A 19,790-nucleotide genomic window follows, 5' to 3' on the forward strand; every position below is an offset into this window, starting at 1 on the left:
CTCCTCGTTTTGATTCGTTCTAAACCCGCCTCCAGCAGCGATAAGGCACCAGACCGAGATCGGTGCCGCCTGGCGCCGGACCTCGAAGGACAACCCCTCCTACCATTCCGTCAAACTCGACGATCCGTCCTTCACCGCGCCGATCTACGCCAACCTCTTCGAAAGCGACGACGCAACCGGAGAAGGGAATCTGTGCTCTCAAACCAGCATCGATTGCTGAGCGGAGATACCCGCCGTCGCGCCGTACGATGTTGCCAGGGTGACCGAGGCCATGAGGGGGTTTGCTAGGTCGCCCGCGGCGTAGACGCCGGGCATGCTGGTTTCGCGGCGTTCGTCGACCTTGAGGGCGATGCCCAGGGGCGTATCGACCGTGGCGAGTCCCAGCGATTCATGCAGGCGCGCGGACGGCTTGTTGCGCGGATGCGCGAACAGGATGTCGACCGCGACAGGGGGGCCGGCGTCGAGCCTGACGGTGGCGTTATGGCTCTCGTCATGGTCGATTTCGGTGATCCGGCCATCGACGACAGGGATGCCGCGGCGCGCCAGATCGGCCCGGATGTCGGGTGGAATGTCGTGACCATTGGCGAAGACCGTCAATGTGTCGGTCCAATCGTGGTACAGCCTGACGTAGTTGTGCGACGGCGGGCCGGACCAGACGAGGCCCCAATGCCGGCCGGCAACTTCAAAGCCGTCGCAATAGGGGCAGGGCACGATGGAGCTGCCCCAGCCTTCGGCAAAGCCGGGAAGTTCAGGCATCTGGTCGGCGACGCCATAGCTCAGGATCAGGCGGCGCGCCCTGAGGCTTTCGCCATCGCCAGTGAGGACGGAGAAATCGTCGATGGAGCCGGAGATGCTCTCGGCCCGGGCAGTGACCAGCCTGACCGTGGGATAGCGCGCCAGCTGCTGCCGCGCCTCGGCCAGGATCTCCAGCGGTGGCTTGTGGTCGTGGCCGAGCAGGCCATGCGAGTGGTCGGCGAAGCGATTGCGCGGCAGGCCGGTATCGAGAACGGTGACCTTTCGGCGGGCACGGCCGAGCTGCAGGGCTGCGGCAAGACCGGCAAAGCTGCCGCCGATGATGATAACGTCATTCATGGTGATAGGCTCCGTGTTGTGGATGAAGGGAGATTGGCTTGCACTTTTAAGATACTTTGAAGTACCCTAATTCAAGAATTAGAATACTGTCAAGTACTGGAATTTTTATGACCGAGAACAACCAGGCCCGGCGCGGCCGGCCCGCCAACGAGGCGCTTGGCCAAACGATAGTCGACGCCGCGTGCGAACTTTTTGTGGAATTGGGTTTTCAAGCGACGACCATGGACAAGGTCGCCCAGCGGGCGAAGATATCCAAGCTAAGCATCTATAGGCACTTCGAGAACAAGGAGGCGCTGTTCAGCGCGGCCATCGCGGCCCACTGCCAGCAGTTTGCACCACAGGCCCTTTTTGAAGGCTTCGACGGTTCGGCCGAAGATCAGCTCATGGCGGTGGGATCAACCCTGCTTCGCACGCTGTTGAGCCCGGACGTGCGGAGTGTCGAAGCCATGATCATGGCCGACAAGACGAATCAAAAGTCGTTAAGCAAGCGCCAATACGAAGCCGGCCCCGCCTATGTCATCGCCCAAATCGAGGCCCTGTTGCGTCAGTTGCACGCGAAGGCGGTTCTGAACGTGCCCGATCCTCTCCAGTCCGCCCGCTTGTTTGCCGCGCTTTTCAAAGGATCCGATCTCCTGATTATCGCGCGCTTCGATGAGGCGAGAGCAGAGGACGACAACGAAATCGAATCCTATTGCCGGTCGGCCGTCGCCATGTTCATCGCCGCGCACGGTGGCAACGACCACGCGGGCGGATAAGCATTTGATTGCTCCGGGCAGCTTGGCCGGGGCCGTCGTCCAGGCGCTTCGTCATATTGGGCCGGCGCGCGCGGCCGAGCTTGCACAGATCTGGTATCGTTGATACTGCGGGCTTTGGTGCATACACCACGGCCGGATTTGGAAACCCTGTTCGACTTGCATGTTCGAGCACGCGGGGAACGAGTGGCTTCGCCGCAGCAGGCACAGGCGGTGTTTGCACCTGAGCAAGGGATAACGCCGTTCGATACGGATTTGATTCGATCACAGTTTCTCTAATACCTACGCCAGCCTTTGCGATCTATTGGGAACAACGGCTCTTGCTTCGGTGCTTTCCAACCAAAAACAAAAATTCCAGTCAGCATGACTGAGTGGCTGTTCGCTCCAGAGCACTATGAAAAACTCAAAAAAAACGCCTGGTACATAAGCACCAGGCGTTTTTTGTTTCAGCCGATCGGCCCTGAGGCCGGGGGCATCACTCCCACTCAATCGTCGCCGGCGGCTTGCTCGACACGTCGTAGGTGACGCGGGAGATGCCTTCGATTTCGTTGATGATCCGGCCGCTGACAGTTTCCAGCAGTTCATAAGGCAGGTGCGCCCAACGCGCGGTCATGAAGTCGATGGTTTCCACGGCACGCAGGGCAACGACCCAGGCGTAACGACGGCCATCGCCCACCACGCCCACCGATTTCACCGGCTGGAACACTACGAATGCCTGGCTGACCTTGTGGTACCAGTCGGCTTTACGCAGTTCTTCGATGAAGATGTGGTCGGCGCGACGCAGCAGGTCGGCGTATTCCTTCTTCACTTCACCAAGAATCCGCACGCCCAGGCCCGGGCCCGGGAACGGATGACGGTAGACCATGTCGTACGGCAGGCCCAGCTCCAGGCCCAGTCGACGGACTTCGTCCTTGAACAGCTCGCGCAGGGGTTCAACCAGCTTGAGGTTCATTTCTTCCGGCAAGCCACCCACGTTGTGGTGCGACTTGATCACGTGCGCCTTGCCGCTTTTGGCGCCAGCCGACTCGATGACGTCCGGGTAAATGGTGCCTTGGGCGAGGTACTTGATGTTATCCAGTTTGTTGGACTGGGCATCGAACACGTCGATGAAGGTACGGCCGATGATCTTGCGCTTCTTCTCTGGGTCGCTTTCGCCTGCCAGATTGTCGAGGAACTGGTCCTCGGCGTTGGCGCGAATCACCTTGACGCCCATGTTCTCGGCGAACATGGCCATCACTTGCTCGCCTTCGTGCAGGCGCAGCAGGCCGTTGTCGACGAAGACGCAGGTCAACTGGTCGCCGATAGCCTTGTGCAACAGCGCCGCAACCACCGAGGAGTCAACGCCGCCGGACAGGCCGAGCAACACGTTGTCGGTGCCCACCTGGGCGCGGACCTGGGCGATGGCGTCTTCAGCAATCTTCGAAGGTGTCCACAGGGCTTCGCAGCCGCAGATGTCGAGGATGAAGCGCGAGAGGATGCGACCGCCCTGCTTGGTGTGGGTCACTTCCGGGTGGAACTGCACGCCGTAGTAGCCGCGTGCATCGTTGAACATGCCGGCAATCGGGCAGCTCGGGGTGCTGGCCAGGATGTGGAAGTCTTCCGGCATCTTGGTGACCTTGTCACCGTGGCTCATCCACACGTCGAGGCCGAACAGGCCATCGGCGTCGATATGGTCTTCGATGCCATCGAGCAGGCGGCTCTTGCCGACCACGTCAACGCGGGCATAACCGAACTCACGCAGCTCGGAACCTTCGACCTTGCCACCCAGCTGTTCAGCCATGGTCTGCATGCCGTAGCAGATACCGAAGACCGGTACGCCCAGGTCAAACACCGCTTGCGGGCAGCGCGGGCTGTCGGCTACGTGCACGGACTCGGGGCCGCCGGCGAGAATGACGCCTTTTGGAGCGAATTCGCGAATCGCTTCGTCGTCCATGTCGAACGGATGCAGTTCGCAGTACACGCCGATTTCACGCACGCGGCGGGCAATCAGCTGGGTGTACTGGGAACCGAAGTCGAGGATCAGGATGCGGTGGGCGTGAATGTCGAGGGCCATGTGGTCAGTCTCGTCTATGCAGTTCGGTGAAGAGAATCAGAAACAACTCGGGGCTGAAAACAGCCCCGGTTACTTAACTTATTGCTGGAAGCCTCAACCTACGCGGTAGTTTGGCGCTTCTTTAGTGATTTGCACGTCGTGAACGTGGGACTCGGCCATGCCAGCGCCGGTGATCCGCACGAACTCAGGCTTGGTGCGCATTTCTTCGATATCGGCGCTACCGGTGTAGCCCATGGAAGAACGCAGGCCGCCCATCAGTTGATGGATGATGGCGCTCAGGGTGCCCTTGTACGGAACACGCCCTTCGATGCCTTCCGGAACCAGTTTCTCGGCGCCTGCCGAGGAGTCTTGGAAGTAACGGTCGGAGGAACCTTGAGCCTGGGACATGGCGCCCAGCGAACCCATGCCACGGTAAGCCTTGTACGAACGGCCCTGGAACAATTCGATCTCGCCTGGTGCTTCTTCAGTACCGGCGAACATCGAGCCCATCATCACGCAGGAAGCACCGGCAACGATGGCCTTGGACAGGTCACCGGAGAACCGGATGCCGCCGTCGGCGATCAACGGAACGCCAGTGCCTTCGAGGGCAGCGGCGACGTTGGCGATGGCACTGATTTGCGGGACGCCGACACCGGCGACGATACGGGTGGTGCAGATCGAGCCAGGACCGATACCGACCTTGACTGCGTCAGCGCCGGCTTCGGCCAGGGCCTTGGCGGCAGCGCCGGTGGCGATGTTGCCGCCGATGACCTGCACTTCAGGGAAGTTCTGCTTGACCCAGCGAACGCGGTCGATCACGCCCTTGGAGTGACCGTGAGCAGTGTCGACCACTACCACGTCAACGCCAGCGTGAACCAGGGCAGCTACGCGGTCACCGGTGTCTTTACCGGTACCGACTGCAGCGCCAACGCGCAGACGACCTTGATCGTCCTTGCTGGCCAGCGGGTAAGCCTTGGCTTTTTCGATGTCGTTGACGGTCATCATGCCTTTGAGGGCGAATTTGTCGTCGACGATCAGCACGCGTTCGATACGGTGCTTGTGCAGCAGTTCGCGCACATCGTTCTTGTTGGCGCCTTCCTTGACCGTGACCAAACGCTCTTTAGGCGTCATCACTTCACGGACGGAGGCGTCCATGCGGTTTTCGAAACGCACGTCACGGGAAGTGACGATGCCGACCAGGTCGCCATCGTGCAGTACCGGTACGCCGGAGATGTTGTGCAGGCGGGTGAGTTCGAACAGTTCACGAACCGTGGCGTCAGCCTCGATGGTGATCGGGTCCTTGACCACGCCGGCCTCGTACCGCTTGACCTTACGCACTTCGGCAGCTTGCTGCTCGATGGTCATGTTCTTGTGGATGATGCCGATGCCACCTTCCTGAGCCATGGCAATTGCCAAGCGGGCTTCAGTAACGGTGTCCATGGCAGCAGAAACCAGTGGAATATTCAGCTCGATGCCACGGGTAAGGCGGGTCTTGAGACTGACTTCGTTAGGAAGAACCTCGGAATAACCGGGCACTAAAAGAATGTCGTCGAAGGTCAGAGCTTCTTGGCTGATACGCAGCATCGCGGGGGCTCCCGAGCGGGAAAATGGAAGCGCGCCATTATAGTCAGACACCCCCTCGGGTTCAATGTAAAACTCTGTCTATTATTGGCATTACTGACATACGGGAAAACGACGCCTCCGTAGGAGCTGCCGAAGGCTGCGATCTTTTGACTTTGATTTTCAAAAACAAGAGCAAAAGATCGCAGCCTTCGGCAGCTCCTACAAAGGCGCCCGCGTTCAGAGTTCGACTTTGACCCAACTCACAGGCTGATCCAGCCAATCGGCAAATTCGTCGATGAAGCTTTGCTTGAACCCGGCCTCGAGCCAGTTGTTGAAGATGAAACCCAGGTTGGAAAAGCCGCATTCCTGCAAGAACAGAAACCCGTTGATGTCATCTTCATGCCCGCATTCAGGACACGTGAAGTTATCGGTGCGCCCCGGCATCCACTCTTCCAGGCTTTCGAACAATGCTTCGCCGATCTCCTTGCGGCACTCGGCGCAGCCGGCTTCTTCGAGGAACCCCTTGGCCGGTGTGTAGATGCAGCGTTTGGTGATGATTTCCAGGCCATTGACCGGCTCGCCGAACGGCAGCGCGTCAGGGTGCAGGACCACGGCGCGGGCTCCATCGGCGATGGCGTGGGCCATGCGATTGCCGGTGCGACCACAGGTGGTCAGCTCTTCTTTAATGATGTTCTTGCGCACCAGCCAACGCACGACCGCCCGGGCCCGGGGTTCGTGTACCGGCAGGGTGGAGATTTTCGGGACGATGATGCTTTGGGAATTCATGGTGCAAGCCTACAAATGCTGAATGATCCACCCTTGTGGGAGCGAGCCTGCTCGCGATGAGGCCATTGCAGCCAACATTATTGTTGCCTGACCCTCCGCCATCGCGAGCAGGCTCGCTCCCACAGGATTTGCGGCCGGCAGCTTAATCCCTGACGAAATCCGGTCAAGTACTCAAATAACGCCCGATCAAGGCAATCCCGCTGGCCAGTACCAGCCAGGTCACCAGCCGCACGAATGCTTCGCGGGACAATTTCATGGTCAACCGCCGGCCGATCCACAACCCCAGCGCCATCGCCGGCAACAAACACAGCGCCAATACCAACAAGGGTAGCTCGGCATACACACCGGCGATGGCAAACAGACTCAAACGCACCACCGTGCTGCAACTGATCAGGGCACTCTGGGTTGCCCGGGCCGCATCCTTGGACAAGCGACTGTTCAGATAGATTGCATATAAGAAGCCGCCACTGCCAAACAGCGCCCCGAACATCCCGCCCACGGTGCCCATTGGCACCGCCCACCCGGCGGACAATTGCGCCGGACGGGTTTTAATCCACAGGCTGTAAATCGCATAGGTACTGATAAACAGCCCCATCAACAGCAGCAAAACATCGGACTTCAGGTTCAGCAGGAAAATCACCCCCAACGTGCAGCCCGCCGCCATGCACGGCAGCAGTCGCAACAATTCGGGGCTCGCCACATCCCGTCGCGAGGGCAGCAGATTGCCGAATGCCGCGACGAAATCCAGCAACACCAGCAGCGGCACGATTTTCGACAGCGGCATGAACAGGATCAGAATCGGCCCCGCCACCAGGGCGGTACCAAAACCGGCGATGCCGAACACGATGTAGGCCAGCGCAACGCCCAACCCAATCACCAGCCAATCCACCGCACCCCACGGCCATTGGTTCAATAACTCCAGCACATTCATCGATACGGCTTCCTTTTATTCCTGCGATGACTTTATCCAGTGCCAAGCGTTGCGACTAATATCTTCAACGTCGACCACCCATCTCTAAAAGGCATACCTCGTGCTTTCAACCCGCCAATTGCGTTACTTCGTGGAAATCGCCGAGAGCGGCAGCTTCAGCGCTGCGGCCGAACGACTGTTTATTGCTCAATCCGCCCTGAGCCGGCAGATCAAGGACATGGAAACCCGGCTGCAAACGCCGCTGTTCGAACGCACCGCGCGCCAGCCCCGTTTGACGGCGGCAGGTGAAGCTTTTTTGCCTCGGGCCAGAAACCTGCTGAACGAACTGACCAAGGCCAGCGAGATGGCCACCCAAGTGGGCAGTGGTCAACTGGGCGTGTTGCGCCTGAGTCACTCCAGCACTGTGCCTATGAGCGGTCGGCTGTTGCGAGGCATCAGCGACTATCTGGATCGGCACGCTGGCGTGTCCATGGACATCGTCAAGCTGTCCTCCGAGGCGCAACTGGAAGAATTGGCCGAAGGTCGTCTCGATGTGGGTCTGTTGCGCCTGCCGGTGTTGCGTCAGCGTGAAGGGGTGCAGATTGTTCCGCTGTACAGCGAGCGCTTGTTGCTGGCGGTGCCACCGAATCATCGGCTGGCTGTGGATAAGTCCGCGCAAGGCATCGATCTGGCGCAGTTGAAGAATGAGGCGTTTATTTCCATCCCTCATCCACAGCGTGGCGGTCTGAGCTATTTGTCCGCCGAGTTGTGCATGCGCCAGGGATTCTTTCCCCAAGCGGCTCGGGTGGTGTCGCGTAAAACCACGCAACTGCAATTGATCCAGGCCGGGTTCGGCATCGCGCTGTTACCGGAATCGATGCAGGACATCGCGCCGCCGGATATCCACTTCCTGCCCTTGGCCGACCCGGATTGCCACAGCACCGTCGCCCTCGCCTGCCGGCAAAATCCCACGGCGCTGGTTCAGCAATTTGTCGAACACTTCACCTGATCGGCGTAGGAGTTGCCGAAGGCTGCGATTTTTTGATCTTCAGCAATTTCAGCCTCGCCGAAAATCAAGATCAAAAGATCGCAGCCTGCGGCAGCTCCTACAGGGGGATCGTGCATTGCGCAGGAGATTGCCTTTATCATGCGCCCCATGATTAAAGATCCCTTTGCAAGACTCGGCCTGGACCGGGAAGTCCTGACTGTCAGCCAGCTCAACGGCCGCGCGCGGGTGTTGCTCGAAGACGTGTTCAGCAACATCTGGGTCGAAGGCGAAATTTCCAACCTCGCCCGCCCGGCGTCCGGCCATGTGTATTTCACCCTCAAGGACAGCGGCGCCCAGGTGCGTTGCGCGCTGTTTCGACAGAACGCCGCGCGGGTTCGCCAGGCGTTGAAGGACGGCTTGGCGGTCAAGGTTCGCGGCAAGGTTTCGCTGTTTGAAGGCCGTGGTGACTACCAACTGATCCTCGACACCGTGGAGCCGGCCGGTGATGGCGCCCTGCGCCTGGCCTTCGATGCCTTGAAGGAAAAGCTCAGTGCTGAAGGCCTGTTCAGCGCCGAACGCAAAGTGCCGTTGCCGGCGCACCCACAACGCATCGGCATCATCAGCTCGCCCACCGGCGCGGTGATCCGCGACATCATCAGTGTGTTCCGCCGCCGCGCGCCGCAGATCCAACTGACGCTGATCCCCACCGCCGTGCAAGGCCGCGAAGCCACTGCGCAGATTGTCCGCGCGCTGAAGCTGGCGGACGCCCGCGGTTTCGACGCGTTGATCCTGGCCCGTGGCGGCGGTTCGCTGGAAGACCTCTGGTGTTTCAACGAAGAAGCCGTAGCCCGCGCCGTGGATGCCTGCGTGACGCCGATTGTCAGCGCCGTCGGCCACGAAACCGACGTCTCGATCAGTGACTTCGTCGCCGATGTCCGCGCCCCGACACCGTCCGCCGCGGCCGAACTGCTCGCGCCGGACTCCAGCGATCTGGTGCGACGCGTCGAAAGCCTGCATCGGCGCCTGGTGATGCGCATGCGCGACCGCCTGATGCGTGACCGGCTGCGCCTGGAAGGTATTTCACGCCGACTGCGCCATCCCGGCGAACGACTGCGTCAGCAGGCACAACGTCTGGATGATCTGGACATGCGCATGCGCCGGGCCTTCGAACGCAGCCTCAATACCCGTCGCGAACGTTTGATCCGCCTGGAAACCCGCCTTGCCGGGCAACATCCCGGGCGACAACTGGCGATGCTTCGCCAACGTCTCGACAGCCTCGCCGAACGCCTGCCTCGGGCCATGCGTGAAGGGCTCAAGTCTCGCCGCCTGCAACTGCAAAGTCAGATGCAGACGCTGCACGTGGTCAGCCCCTTGGCGACCCTCGCTCGTGGCTACAGCATTCTGCTGGACGAGCGCGGCAACGCGATTCGCAGCGCCGCGCAAACCCACACCGGCCAGCGCCTGAAAGCCAAATTGGGTGAAGGCGAACTGCAAGTACGAGTCGAAGACAATCACCTGACGCCTGTCACCCTTTCTTTACTGGATTGATCCATGCCGCGTTTTTTAGCTCCGCTGCTGTTGCTGTGCCTGACCTTCAACGCCCACGCCGACAGTTACATCACCCGCCTGTTGAACAAACCGGTGCCGGGTGGCGTGGCGGTGGTGGATCTGGGCAGCTCCGCCCAGGCACCCAAAGCAAGCTATCAGGGGAGACCGGTATTGGTGGTCAAGGAACAGAACAACTGGCTGGCCATCGTCGGCGTGCCGCTGACGGTCAAGCCGGGCGCCCAATCCATCAGCAGCGGCGGACGCAACCTGAGTTTCACTGTCGGCAGCAAGAAATACCCGGAACAGCACATCACCCTGAAGAATACCCAGCAGGTCAATCCGAACCCGGAGAATCTCAAGCGCATCGAGGGGGAGCTGGCCGAGCAGATTGCCGCCTATCGCACCTTCAGTCCAAACACTCCGAGCAACCTGCTGCTGGACAAGCCGGTCAACGGCCCACTGTCGAGCAAGTTCGGCGTGCGCCGCTTTTTCAACGGTGAAGAGCGCAATCCCCATTCAGGTCTGGATTTCGCGGTGGGCGCTGGAACACCCATCAAGACCCCGGCCGCCGGCAAGGTGATCCTGATCGGTAACTACTTCTTCAATGGCAATACGGTATTCGTCGACCACGGCCAGGGCTTTATCAGCATGTTCTGTCACATGTCGAAGATCGACGTGAAGGTTGGGCAGCAACTGGCGCGTGGTGGCGTGGTCGGCAAAGTCGGTGCGACTGGCCGGGCGACTGGGCCGCATATGCACTGGAACGTCAGCCTGAATGACGCCCGGGTGGACCCGGCGATTTTCATTGGCGCATTTCAGCCCTGAAGCATTGTGAGGCCACTGGCCTCATCGCCAGCAGGCTGGCTCCCACATTGGACCGTGTTCACCACACAACTCCCCTGTGGGAGCTAGCCTGCTAGCGATGACGCACTCCCAGGCACTGAAATATCTCGACCAGCGTAATTGCGCACCTATCAAACCCCGCGCAAAAATCACAACGATCGGCCGAATAAAACACAATAAAATCGCGCAAAACCCCGCTTTTCAAGTATTCCTCTCAATTTTTTTCGACTGCTTGCCATCCTTTCCTCCCGCGGTTAGGGTTGAAGGCATGAAAACCTCTCACACCCTCATTCAGCTTCGCCAGCACCGCAGCCTGTGCCTCGTCAGCGCACGACTGCCAGGCTGAATCGCGGTGCCTCGTCTTACGCTTTATCCCAACTTTTGATCCACCGGCAGGCCGCCTTTTTTCGGCCCACACAATAAGGATTTCCCGATGAGCATGCTCAAAGACCCGTCTTCGAAATACCGCGCGTTCCCGACCATCGATATCCCGGACCGCACCTGGCCATCGAAGACCATCACCGCAGCGCCGATCTGGTGCAGCTCGGACCTTCGTGACGGCAACCAGTCGCTGATCGAGCCGATGGACGCGGTCAAGAAGCTGCGTTTCTGGAAGACCCTGGTGCAAGTCGGCGTGAAAGAAATCGAAGCCTCGTTCCCGGCCGCTTCGCAAACCGACTTCGACTTCGTGCGTACGCTGATCGAAGACGGCCACATCCCGGACGACACCACCATCCAGGTGCTGACCCAGGGCCGTGAAGACTTGATCGCACGCACCTTCGAATCCCTGCGCGGCGCCAAGAAAGCCATCGTTCACCTGTACAACGCGACCTCCCCTTCCTTCCGCCGCATTGTCTTTAATCAGGACAAGGACGGGGTCAAGGCCATCGCCGTAAACGCCGCCAAGCTGTTCGTCAAATACGCCGCCCAGCAGCCGGAAACCGAGTGGACTTTCGAGTATTCGCCAGAAACCTTCAGCGCCACCGAGCTCGAGTTCGCCAAAGAAGTCTGCGACGCAGTCATCGAAGTCTGGAACCCGACGCCTGAGCACAAGGTCATCCTCAACCTGCCTGCCACCGTCGAATGCGCCACCCCGAACATCTATGCCGACCAGATCGAATGGTTCGGCCGCCACATCAACCGTCGTGACAGCGTGATCATCAGCCTGCACACCCACAACGACCGTGGCACTGGCGTGGCCGCCACCGAGCTGGGCCTGATGGCCGGTGCCGACCGTGTCGAAGGTTGCCTGTTCGGCAACGGCGAGCGGACCGGTAACGTCGACCTGGTGACCGTGGCATTGAACCTCTACACCCAGGGCATCAACCCTGAACTGGACTTTTCCGATATCGACGGCGTGCGCAAAGTCGTCGAAGAATGCAACCAGATCCAGGTGCACCCACGTCACCCGTATGTCGGCGACCTGGTTCACACCGCGTTCTCCGGCTCCCACCAGGATGCGATCCGCAAGGGCTTCGCCCAGCAGCAAACGGATGCCCTGTGGGAAGTGCCGTACCTGCCGATCGACCCGGCCGACATCGGCCGCAGCTACGAGGCGGTGATTCGCGTCAACAGCCAGTCGGGCAAAGGCGGTATCGCTTACCTGCTGGAACAGGAATACGGCATCAACTTGCCGCGCCGCATGCAGATCGAGTTCAGCCAGGTCGTGCAGCGTGAAACCGATCGTCTGGGCCTGGAGATGACAGCCCAGCAGATCCACGCGTTGCTGCACAGCGAGTACTTGCAGGCCAACACCCCGTACGCGCTGGTCAGCCATCGCTTGCAGGAAGAAAACGGTCACAGCGCCGTGGAAGTGGAAGTCTCCAGCAAAGGCCAGGGCGAAACCAACCTGCACTGGCGTGGCAAGGGCAACGGCGCTCTGGAAGCGCTGGTGGCCGGTCTGCCGATCCCGGTGGAAATCATGGACTACAACGAACACGCCATCGGCGCGGGTACCAATGCCAAGGCTGCGGCCTACATTGAACTGCGCGTAAACGGTGAGCGTGCGGTGCACGGCGTCGGCATCGATGAAAACATCACCACCGCCAGCTTCAAGGCCCTGTTCAGCGCGCTGAACCGCTCCCTGAGCCAGCCGGAAGCGAAAGCGGCGTAAGTCAGCGCTGCAATGCAAAAGGCCCCGGGGTGAGAACCTCGGGGCCTTTTTGTTTGTGTTGCTGAAAGATCAAAAGATCGCAGCCTTCGGCAGCTCCTATGTTGGAATGCATTCCCCTGTAGGAGCTGCCGAAGGCTGCGATCTTTTCGGGACCACCCGATTCTCAAGTGAACTCGAAGGTATCCGCATCCAGATTCGCCGGAAAACGCGCACGATAAGCCGCCAGTTCCGCCGCGTCCAGAACGACCTTGAACACACCATCAGCATCGCCTGCGCCAAGCAACGTCTCCCCCTGGAAATCCAGCACCTGACTGTCACCGGTATACGCAAAGCCTTTTCCATCGGTACCGATGCGGTTCACCGCCGCCACATAGCAGAGGTTTTCGATCGCCCGTGCCGGTAGCAGACGGTTCCAGTGCTGGCGCCGGGCGCCCGGCCAATTGGCGGTGTACAGCAATAAGTCGGTGTCTTGAGGGTCGCGGCTCCAGACCGGGAAACGCAAGTCGTAGCAAATTAGCGGCCGCACTCGCCAGCCCTTCAATTCGAACTGCACCTGACGCTCGCCCGGGGTGAAATGGTTGTGCTCGCCCGCCATGCGGAACAGGTGACGCTTGTCGTAATGCCACACCTCCCCGTCCGGCCGCGCCCACAACAGACGATTGCGATGACTGCCGTCAGCCACCTGGACGATGATGCTGCCGGTGATCACCGCATCCAGTTTCGCCGCCTGAACCCGCAGCCATTTACTGGTGGGGCCATTTTCCGGCTCGGCGAGGGTTTCCGATTCCATGGAGAAACCGGTGGTAAACATCTCCGGCAGGATGATCAGGTCAGCGCCGCGAGCCTGTTCCAGCAAAGGCTCGAAATGCTGCAGATTGGCCTGACGATCATGCCAGGCCAGGGTGGTCTGGATCAGCGCGACATTCAGATTGGGCAGAGCACTCAGATCACGCATAGTTTTACCGCTGCTTCACGCAGGGTCTCCTCGCGTTTGGCAAAGCACAGACGTACCAGGCGCTGGCCTTCGGGTGGCGTCTGGTAGAACACAGAAATCGGGATGCTCGCGACGCCGTGTTCGCGGGTCATCCACAGCGCCATCTCGACGTCATTGAGGTCCGGGCGAATCTGCGAGTAATCGACCAGCTGGAAGTAAGTACCGGCCACGCGGGTGAAACTGAAGCGCGACGGCGACAGCAGATCGCAGAACAGATCGCGCTTGGCCTGATAGAAGTCCGGCAACTCTTCGACGTGTTCCGGATGCTCGGCCATGTAATCGGCCAACGCGTATTGCAGTGGCGTCACGCCGCAGAAACTGACGTATTGGTGAACCTTGCGCAGCTCCGCGGTGAGGGCTGGAGGTGCCACGACATAACCGGTTTTCCAGCCGGTGACGTGGTAGGTCTTGCCGAACGAACTGACCACAAATGCGCGCCGGTAGAGCTCTTCGTGGGCCAACACGCTGACGTGAGATACGCCATCGAATACCAGATGTTCGTAGACCTCGTCGCTGATCACATAGATATCGCGGTCGCGAATCAACGCCGCCAGTTGATCCAGCTCGGCACGACTGATCAACGCGCCGCTGGGGTTGTGCGGGCTGTTAAGAATGATCATCCGCGTACGCGGGCTTAACGCATCGGCAAGCTTCTGGAAGTCGATACTGAAATCGTCGAGGCCCAGTTGCACATGCACGCAACGGCCACCGGCCAGCTCCACCGAAGGTTCATAACTGTCGTAGGCCGGATCAAACACGATGACTTCGTCACCGCTGTGGATCACCGCCTGAATGGCGCAGAAAATTGCCTGTGTCGCGCCGGGAGTGACCGTCACTTCGCTGTCGGCATCGATATGGACGCCGTAGCTGCGAGCGATCTTCGCCGCAATCTGCTGACGCAACACCGGCAAGCCAGTCATCGGCGAATACTGGTTGTGGCCACTGGCGATGTGGCGACCGACTGCATCACGCAGGGCTTGCGGGCCGTCGAAATCGGGAAACCCCTGAGACAGATTGATCGCCCCGGTTTGCGCCGCAAGCTGGGACATCTGCGTGAAGATAGTGATGCCGACATTCGGCAGCTTACTGGTGATCATCGGTGATTCCCTGGCTCTACACCCGGCTCTACGACGGCACGGGAGAGCTCGAGAATAGCCCAAACGGCGCCCATAAAAAAAGGGCGCTCTGGTGAGCACCCTCTTTCTGACCGGTCCCTGTAGGAGCTGCCGCAGGCTGCGATCTTTTGATCTTGTCGTTAAAGTAAAATCAAAGGATCGCAGCCTTCGGCAGCTCCTACAAAAGCATGACGCCGAACGATTGAATCAGCGCTTGTCCCGGCGCTTTTTGTCGGCTTTCTTGTGGTGCGACATCATCCGACGCTTCTTGTTGACCTGGCGGTCGGTGAGCGAGTTCTTGTTACCTTCGTACGGGTTCTCGCCGCCCTTGAACTCGATGCGAATCGGCGTACCGACCAGCTTCAAGACACGGCGATAGGTGTTTTCCAGGTAACGCACGTAAGACTTCGGCACCTTCTCGATCTGGTTACCGTGAATCACGATGATCGGCGGGTTGGCACCACCCAAGTGGGCGTAACGCAGCTTGATCCGGCGGTTGTTGACCATCGGTGGCGCGTGCTCGCCGACCGCATCTTCCAGAATCTGGGTCAGGCGGTTGGTCGGCCAGCGGGTGACCGCGGACTTGAACGAGTTCTGTACCGACGCGTAGAGGTTGCCTACGCCAGTGCCGTGCAGGGCCGAGATGAAGTGGATATCGGCGAAGTCGACGAAGAACAGCCGACGTTGCAGCTCGACCTTGACGAAGTCGCGCTCGCTCGGCGTCATGCCGTCCCACTTGTTGATCGCGATAACCAGCGCACGACCGGCTTCAAGGGCAAAGCCCAACAGGTTGAGGTCGTGGTCCACCACGCCTTCGCGGGCGTCCATCACAAAGATCACCACGTTGGCGTCTTTGATCGCTTGCAGGGTTTTGACCACGGAGAACTTTTCAACTTCTTCGTGGATCTTGCCGCGCTTGCGCACACCGGCAGTGTCGATCAGCGTGTACTTCTCGTCGTTACGTTCAAACGGGATGTAGATGCTGTCGCGGGTGGTGCCGGGCTGGTCATAAACGATGACCCGGTCTTCACCGAGCATGCGGTTGACCAGGGTCGACTTGCCAACGTTCGGGCGGCCGATGATGGCGATCTTGATACCGTCTTTTTCGCTTGGGCCAGGAATGCGCTTGGCTTCCTCACCTTCGGCAACGATCTCTTCTTCACCTTCTTCCGGCTCTTCGTCGTCTTTCGGGAAGTCGCTCAGGGCGATTTCCAGCATCTGGGTGATGCCACGACCATGAGCGCCGGCGATCGGGATCGCGTGGCCCATGCCCAACGGGGCGAATTCGGCGCGGGCCATTTCAGGGTCGATGTTGTCGACCTTGTTGGCAACCACGTAAGAACGCTTGTTACGCTTGCGCAAGTGTTCGGCGATCATCTGGTCGGCCGCGGTGAAACCGGCCTTGGCATCTACCAGGAACAGAACGACATCCGCTTCTTCAATGGCCAGCAGCGACTGCTCGGCCATTTTTTCGTCCATACCGTGCTCGTCACCGGAGATACCACCGGTGTCGACCAGAATGTAGGAACGCCCTTGCCACTTGGCCTCACCGTACTGGCGATCACGGGTCAGACCGGACAAGTCGCCGACGATGGCGTCGCGAGTCCTGGTCAGGCGGTTGAACAAGGTGGACTTGCCGACGTTCGGTCGGCCCACCAGGGCGATTACGGGAACCATGCGGCTCTCCACTTCGTTATTTCAGAAAATACAAAAGCCGCTGCGAGGCAGCGGCTGGTGCTCGGGGCAATCACTGGGGGTCTTTTGTGGGAGCGAGCCTGCTCGCGATAAACGCAAAGGCACCGCATTCATTCAGGCCGCAAACATTATCGTTGACGTCCTTCGCGAGCAGGCTCGCTCCCACATTCATACCCACAGGTGAAGCCGCTTGGGGGTTAAACCCCAAGCATAGTTCTTACTTGATGGTCAGGGCTTCCAGTTTGCCGCTGTTGCCATACAGATAAATCGTGTCACCCACCACCAGCGGACGGGCACGCAGGCCGTCGCTGTCGATGCGCTCGCGGCCGACGAAACGACCGTCCACCTGACTCAGCAGGTGCAGGTAACCTTCCATATCACCGACTGCAACATAGCTGGAGAACACTTCCGGAGCCGACAATTGACGGCGGGCCAGCGAATCGTTGCTCCACAAGGCAGTGGTGGAACGCTCGTCAACGCCTTCAACGGTGCCCGCAGACAGGCTCACGTAGACGCTGCCAAAACCCTGAGCAACGCCGGCATAGCTGGAAGCATCACGCTGCCAGAGCTGACGACCGCTTTCCAGATCCAGTGCCGCGACGCGACCCTGGTAGCTGGCGACATACAGCGTACCGCCGGACAGCAGCAAGCCACCGTCGATATCGACCACACGCTCCAGTTCCGAACGACCTTGTGGAATCGCTACGCGTTGTTCCCATACCGGCACGCCGTTGGAAACATCCAGAGCAACCACTTTACCAGTCGACAGGCCAGCCACCGCGAGGCGATTGGTGACGATCGGTGCGCTGGTGCCGCGCAGGGTCAGAACCGCTGGCGTGCTGTCATACAACCAGCGCTGGTTGCCGGTAGCGGCATCCAGACCGATCAGACGGTCATCCTGGGTCTGAACCACAACAACGTCACCGTTGGTGGCCGGCGGCGCGAGCACTTCACTGGTCACGCGAGCGCGCCATTTCTCTTCACCGCTGCTGGCGTCCAGGGCAACGATTTCACCCTTGAGCGTGCCGATCATGACCAGACCGTAACCTACGCCAACGGCGCCGGAGACAGGCAGTTCGAGATCTTTCTTCCATTTGACATCGCCATTGCTGCGATCCATCGCCATCACCACACCGGTGACGTCGCCGGCATAGATGGTATCGCCATCGATCGCCGGAACCAGCATGTTGTAGGTTTCGCCCTGACCGTCACCGATCGAACGACTCCACTGCTTTTGCAGAACCACTTCTTCTTTGAAGTCGGTCAACTCGGCCGGTGGCAATTCTTTTTTGCTGTTGCTGCTGCAACCCGCGGCCAGTATGGCCAGAGCCAGCAATGCTGCATGTTTCCAACGGATCACGTCACGCATCCCCTTTGGCCAGGTCGTCCAGCTTGATTTGTAGGCCACCGACCGCCGCTTCATCCGACAGTGCCGCCTTGGCTTTTTGATACGCCGTGTTCGCTTCGTCGGTACGACCCAGCTGCACCAGCAGGTCACCTTTGAGTTCTTCGCGAGTGGCCAGGAAGGCTTTGTCGGCATCGCCTTCGAGCAGTTTCAGGGCTTCATCGACCTTGTTCTGCGCGGCCAGCACCTGCGCCAGGCGCTGACGGGCAATTTCGCCCAGTGCCGGGTTGGCCGGTTTGGCGACAATGGCTTTCAGCTCGCTGGCTGCGTCGTCCAGCTTGCCGCTGTCGACTGCAACTTTCGCCACGAACAGGCTGCCGTATTGCGCGTAAGCGGTGCCGCCGAACTCGCTGTTGAGCTTGCCGGCCAGATCCGAAACACGTGCAGCATCAGGCTTGCCGTCAGGCGTCAGCGTGGTTTCGAGCAATTGCTGATAGAGAATCGAGGCGCCTTGCGACTGATTGCTCTGATACTTCTGAAAGGCCTGCCAGCCGAACACGATGACCAGCGCCAACAGGCCGCCAGTGACCAGGGGCTTGCCGTTGCGTGTCCACCAGTCCTTCAACTCCGCCAGATGTTCGTCTTCGGTACTCGACACCCCAATACTCCTTAATCGCTAAATCGGCTGTTTGACAGCTTCAACCCTGCACGACGCAGGTGGCCAGGTGTGCAGCAAGCGCATCCCAGGCAATGCTTTGTTGTTCGCCCTGGCCACGCAGGGGTTTGAAACCTACCACTTGCTGGGCCATTTCGTCGTCACCGAGAATCAATGCATACAGCGCACCGCTCTTGTCGGCTTTCTTGAACTGGCTTTTGAAGCTGCCGGCGCCGGCATTGACTTGCAGGCGCAGGTTGGGCAATTGATCACGAACACGCTCGCTCAGGGCCAGACCGGCCAGCTCGGCGGCTTCACCGAAGGCGCAGAGGTAGACATCGACCTGACGGGAGATTTCTTCGGGAATCTGCTCCAGGGTTTCAAGCAACAGCACCAGGCGCTCGATGCCCATGGCGAAGCCAACGCCCGTGGTCGGCTTGCCGCCCATCTGCTCCACCAGACCGTCGTAACGACCACCGGCACATACGGTGCCCTGGGCGCCTAACTTGTCGGTGACCCATTCGAAAACGGTCTTGCTGTAGTAGTCCAGCCCGCGAACCAGCTTCGGGTTGATCACATAAGGAATGCCGGCGGCGTCCAGACGAGCCTTGAGGCCCTCGAAGTGCACGCGGGATTCTTCGTCGAGGTAATCGGCCATCTTTGGCGCGTCGGCCAACGCCGCTTGAGTGTCGGGATTCTTGGTATCCAGAACCCGCAGCGGGTTGGTCTTCAGACGGCGCTGGCTGTCTTCGTCCAGTTGATCCAGGCGAGCGGACAGGTAGTCGACCAGTGCTTCACGATAGCGACCACGGGACTCGCTGGTGCCCAGGCTGTTGAGTTCGAGCTTGACCGCATCACGGATACCCAGCTCGCCCCACAGGCGCCAGGTCAGCACGATCAGCTCGGCGTCGATGTCCGGACCGTCGAGGTTGAAGACTTCGCAACCGATCTGGTGGAACTGGCGATAACGACCTTTCTGTGGACGTTCGTGACGGAACATCGGGCCGATGTACCAGAGTTTCTGCACCTGACCGCCGCCGGTGATGCCGTGTTCGAGCACCGCACGCACGCAGGCCGCTGTGCCTTCAGGGCGCAGGGTCAGGGAATCGCCGTTGCGATCTTCGAAGGTGTACATCTCTTTTTCGACGATGTCGGTTACTTCACCTATGGAGCGTTTGAACAGCTCGGTGAACTCGACGATCGGCATGCGGATCTGCTTGTAACCGTAGTTATCCAGCAGACGCGAGACGGTGCCCTCGAAATGACGCCACAGGGGCGTCTGTTCGGGCAGGATGTCGTTCATGCCACGAATGGCTTGCAGAGACTTGCTCACTATAAATCCTTAAATTCGTTCGGCTT

The 19,790-nt window shown here is 59.8% G+C and carries 17 protein-coding genes; 6 read left to right on the top strand and 11 right to left on the bottom strand.

Annotated elements, in window-relative coordinates; all coding sequences use genetic code 11:
- Window positions 1–58: 58 nt before the first annotated feature.
- Window positions 59–220, top strand: a complete 162-nt coding sequence (locus ACZ89R_RS11930) for a DUF736 family protein (protein WP_259698658.1) — start codon at window positions 59–61, stop codon at window positions 218–220.
- Here the strand turns inward: ACZ89R_RS11930 and ACZ89R_RS11935 are convergent.
- On the bottom strand, window positions 199–1,092 hold the full coding sequence (locus ACZ89R_RS11935) for an NAD(P)/FAD-dependent oxidoreductase (RefSeq protein ID WP_429545681.1): 894 nt from the start codon (window positions 1,090–1,092) through the stop codon (window positions 199–201). The genes ACZ89R_RS11930 and ACZ89R_RS11935 overlap by 22 nt on opposite strands.
- A 107-nt stretch (window positions 1,093–1,199) precedes the next feature.
- Between ACZ89R_RS11935 and ACZ89R_RS11940 the strand changes: the two genes are divergently transcribed.
- Window positions 1,200–1,847, top strand: coding sequence for a TetR/AcrR family transcriptional regulator (locus ACZ89R_RS11940; RefSeq protein WP_192345551.1), 648 nt, complete (start codon window positions 1,200–1,202; stop codon window positions 1,845–1,847).
- Window positions 1,848–2,319: 472 nt separating this feature from the next.
- On the opposite strand, the gene guaA is transcribed toward ACZ89R_RS11940, so the two are convergent.
- From guaA to ACZ89R_RS11960, 4 genes are all read right to left on the bottom strand, one after another.
- Window positions 2,320–3,897 (bottom strand): glutamine-hydrolyzing GMP synthase, encoded by a 1,578-nt coding sequence (gene guaA / locus ACZ89R_RS11945; protein WP_007903619.1) that lies wholly within the window; start codon window positions 3,895–3,897, stop codon window positions 2,320–2,322.
- Window positions 3,898–3,990: 93 nt separating this feature from the next.
- Window positions 3,991–5,460: an IMP dehydrogenase gene (gene guaB / locus ACZ89R_RS11950; RefSeq protein WP_008070940.1), complete on the bottom strand. Its 1,470-nt coding sequence runs from the start codon at window positions 5,458–5,460 to the stop codon at window positions 3,991–3,993.
- A 216-nt stretch (window positions 5,461–5,676) separates the two neighbouring features.
- Window positions 5,677–6,225, bottom strand: a complete 549-nt coding sequence (locus ACZ89R_RS11955) for a sugar ABC transporter ATPase (protein WP_123358101.1) — start codon at window positions 6,223–6,225, stop codon at window positions 5,677–5,679.
- Between the two features lie 163 nt (window positions 6,226–6,388).
- Complete coding sequence (locus tag ACZ89R_RS11960; protein ID WP_429545680.1) at window positions 6,389–7,156, bottom strand: sulfite exporter TauE/SafE family protein; 768 nt, start codon at window positions 7,154–7,156, stop codon at window positions 6,389–6,391.
- 100 nt (window positions 7,157–7,256) lie between these two features.
- On the opposite strand from ACZ89R_RS11960, the gene ACZ89R_RS11965 reads away from it, so the two are divergent.
- The 4 genes from ACZ89R_RS11965 (at window position 7,257) to leuA (ending at window position 12,627) form a co-directional block, all read left to right on the top strand.
- Window positions 7,257–8,144 carry a LysR family transcriptional regulator gene (locus ACZ89R_RS11965; RefSeq protein ID WP_429545679.1) on the top strand — a complete coding sequence of 296 codons (888 nt, stop codon included), beginning with the start codon at window positions 7,257–7,259 and terminating at the stop codon, window positions 8,142–8,144.
- Window positions 8,145–8,291: 147 nt separating this feature from the next.
- Window positions 8,292–9,671: an exodeoxyribonuclease VII large subunit gene (xseA, locus tag ACZ89R_RS11970; RefSeq protein WP_063341447.1), complete on the top strand. Its 1,380-nt coding sequence runs from the start codon at window positions 8,292–8,294 to the stop codon at window positions 9,669–9,671.
- A 3-nt stretch (window positions 9,672–9,674) separates the two neighbouring features.
- Entirely contained in the window at window positions 9,675–10,496 is an 822-nt protein-coding gene (locus ACZ89R_RS11975; protein ID WP_429545678.1) for a peptidoglycan DD-metalloendopeptidase family protein, read from the top strand.
- Window positions 10,497–10,947: 451 nt separating this feature from the next.
- Window positions 10,948–12,627 carry a 2-isopropylmalate synthase gene (gene leuA, locus ACZ89R_RS11980; protein WP_429545677.1) on the top strand — a complete coding sequence of 560 codons (1,680 nt, stop codon included), beginning with the start codon at window positions 10,948–10,950 and terminating at the stop codon, window positions 12,625–12,627.
- A 163-nt stretch (window positions 12,628–12,790) separates the two neighbouring features.
- On the opposite strand, the gene ACZ89R_RS11985 is transcribed toward leuA, so the two are convergent.
- The 6 genes from ACZ89R_RS11985 to hisS form a co-directional block, all read right to left on the bottom strand.
- A complete protein-coding gene (locus ACZ89R_RS11985; protein ID WP_427623015.1) occupies window positions 12,791–13,582 on the bottom strand; it encodes an amidohydrolase in 792 nt (263 codons plus the stop codon).
- Window positions 13,570–14,718, bottom strand: coding sequence for a pyridoxal phosphate-dependent aminotransferase (locus tag ACZ89R_RS11990; RefSeq protein WP_429545676.1), 1,149 nt, complete (start codon window positions 14,716–14,718; stop codon window positions 13,570–13,572). Before ACZ89R_RS11990 ends, ACZ89R_RS11985 begins: the two co-directional genes overlap by 13 nt.
- 225 nt (window positions 14,719–14,943) lie before the next feature.
- A complete protein-coding gene (der, locus tag ACZ89R_RS11995) occupies window positions 14,944–16,413 on the bottom strand; it encodes a ribosome biogenesis GTPase Der (RefSeq protein ID WP_008070964.1) in 1,470 nt (489 codons plus the stop codon).
- A gap of 235 nt (window positions 16,414–16,648) precedes the next feature.
- A complete protein-coding gene (gene bamB, locus ACZ89R_RS12000; protein WP_038981745.1) occupies window positions 16,649–17,800 on the bottom strand; it encodes an outer membrane protein assembly factor BamB in 1,152 nt (383 codons plus the stop codon).
- The gene (locus ACZ89R_RS12005) at window positions 17,793–18,434 is read right to left on the bottom strand and encodes a tetratricopeptide repeat protein (RefSeq protein ID WP_007903605.1); all 642 of its coding nucleotides are present in this window, start codon (window positions 18,432–18,434) and stop codon (window positions 17,793–17,795) included. The genes bamB and ACZ89R_RS12005 overlap by 8 nt, the downstream gene beginning before the upstream one ends.
- Before the next feature lie 40 nt (window positions 18,435–18,474).
- Window positions 18,475–19,764, bottom strand: a complete 1,290-nt coding sequence (gene hisS / locus ACZ89R_RS12010) for a histidine--tRNA ligase (RefSeq protein ID WP_007903604.1) — start codon at window positions 19,762–19,764, stop codon at window positions 18,475–18,477.
- Between the last annotated feature and the right edge of the window lie 26 nt (window positions 19,765–19,790).

The sequence above is a fragment of the Pseudomonas sp. TE3728 genome (genome assembly GCF_056279145.1).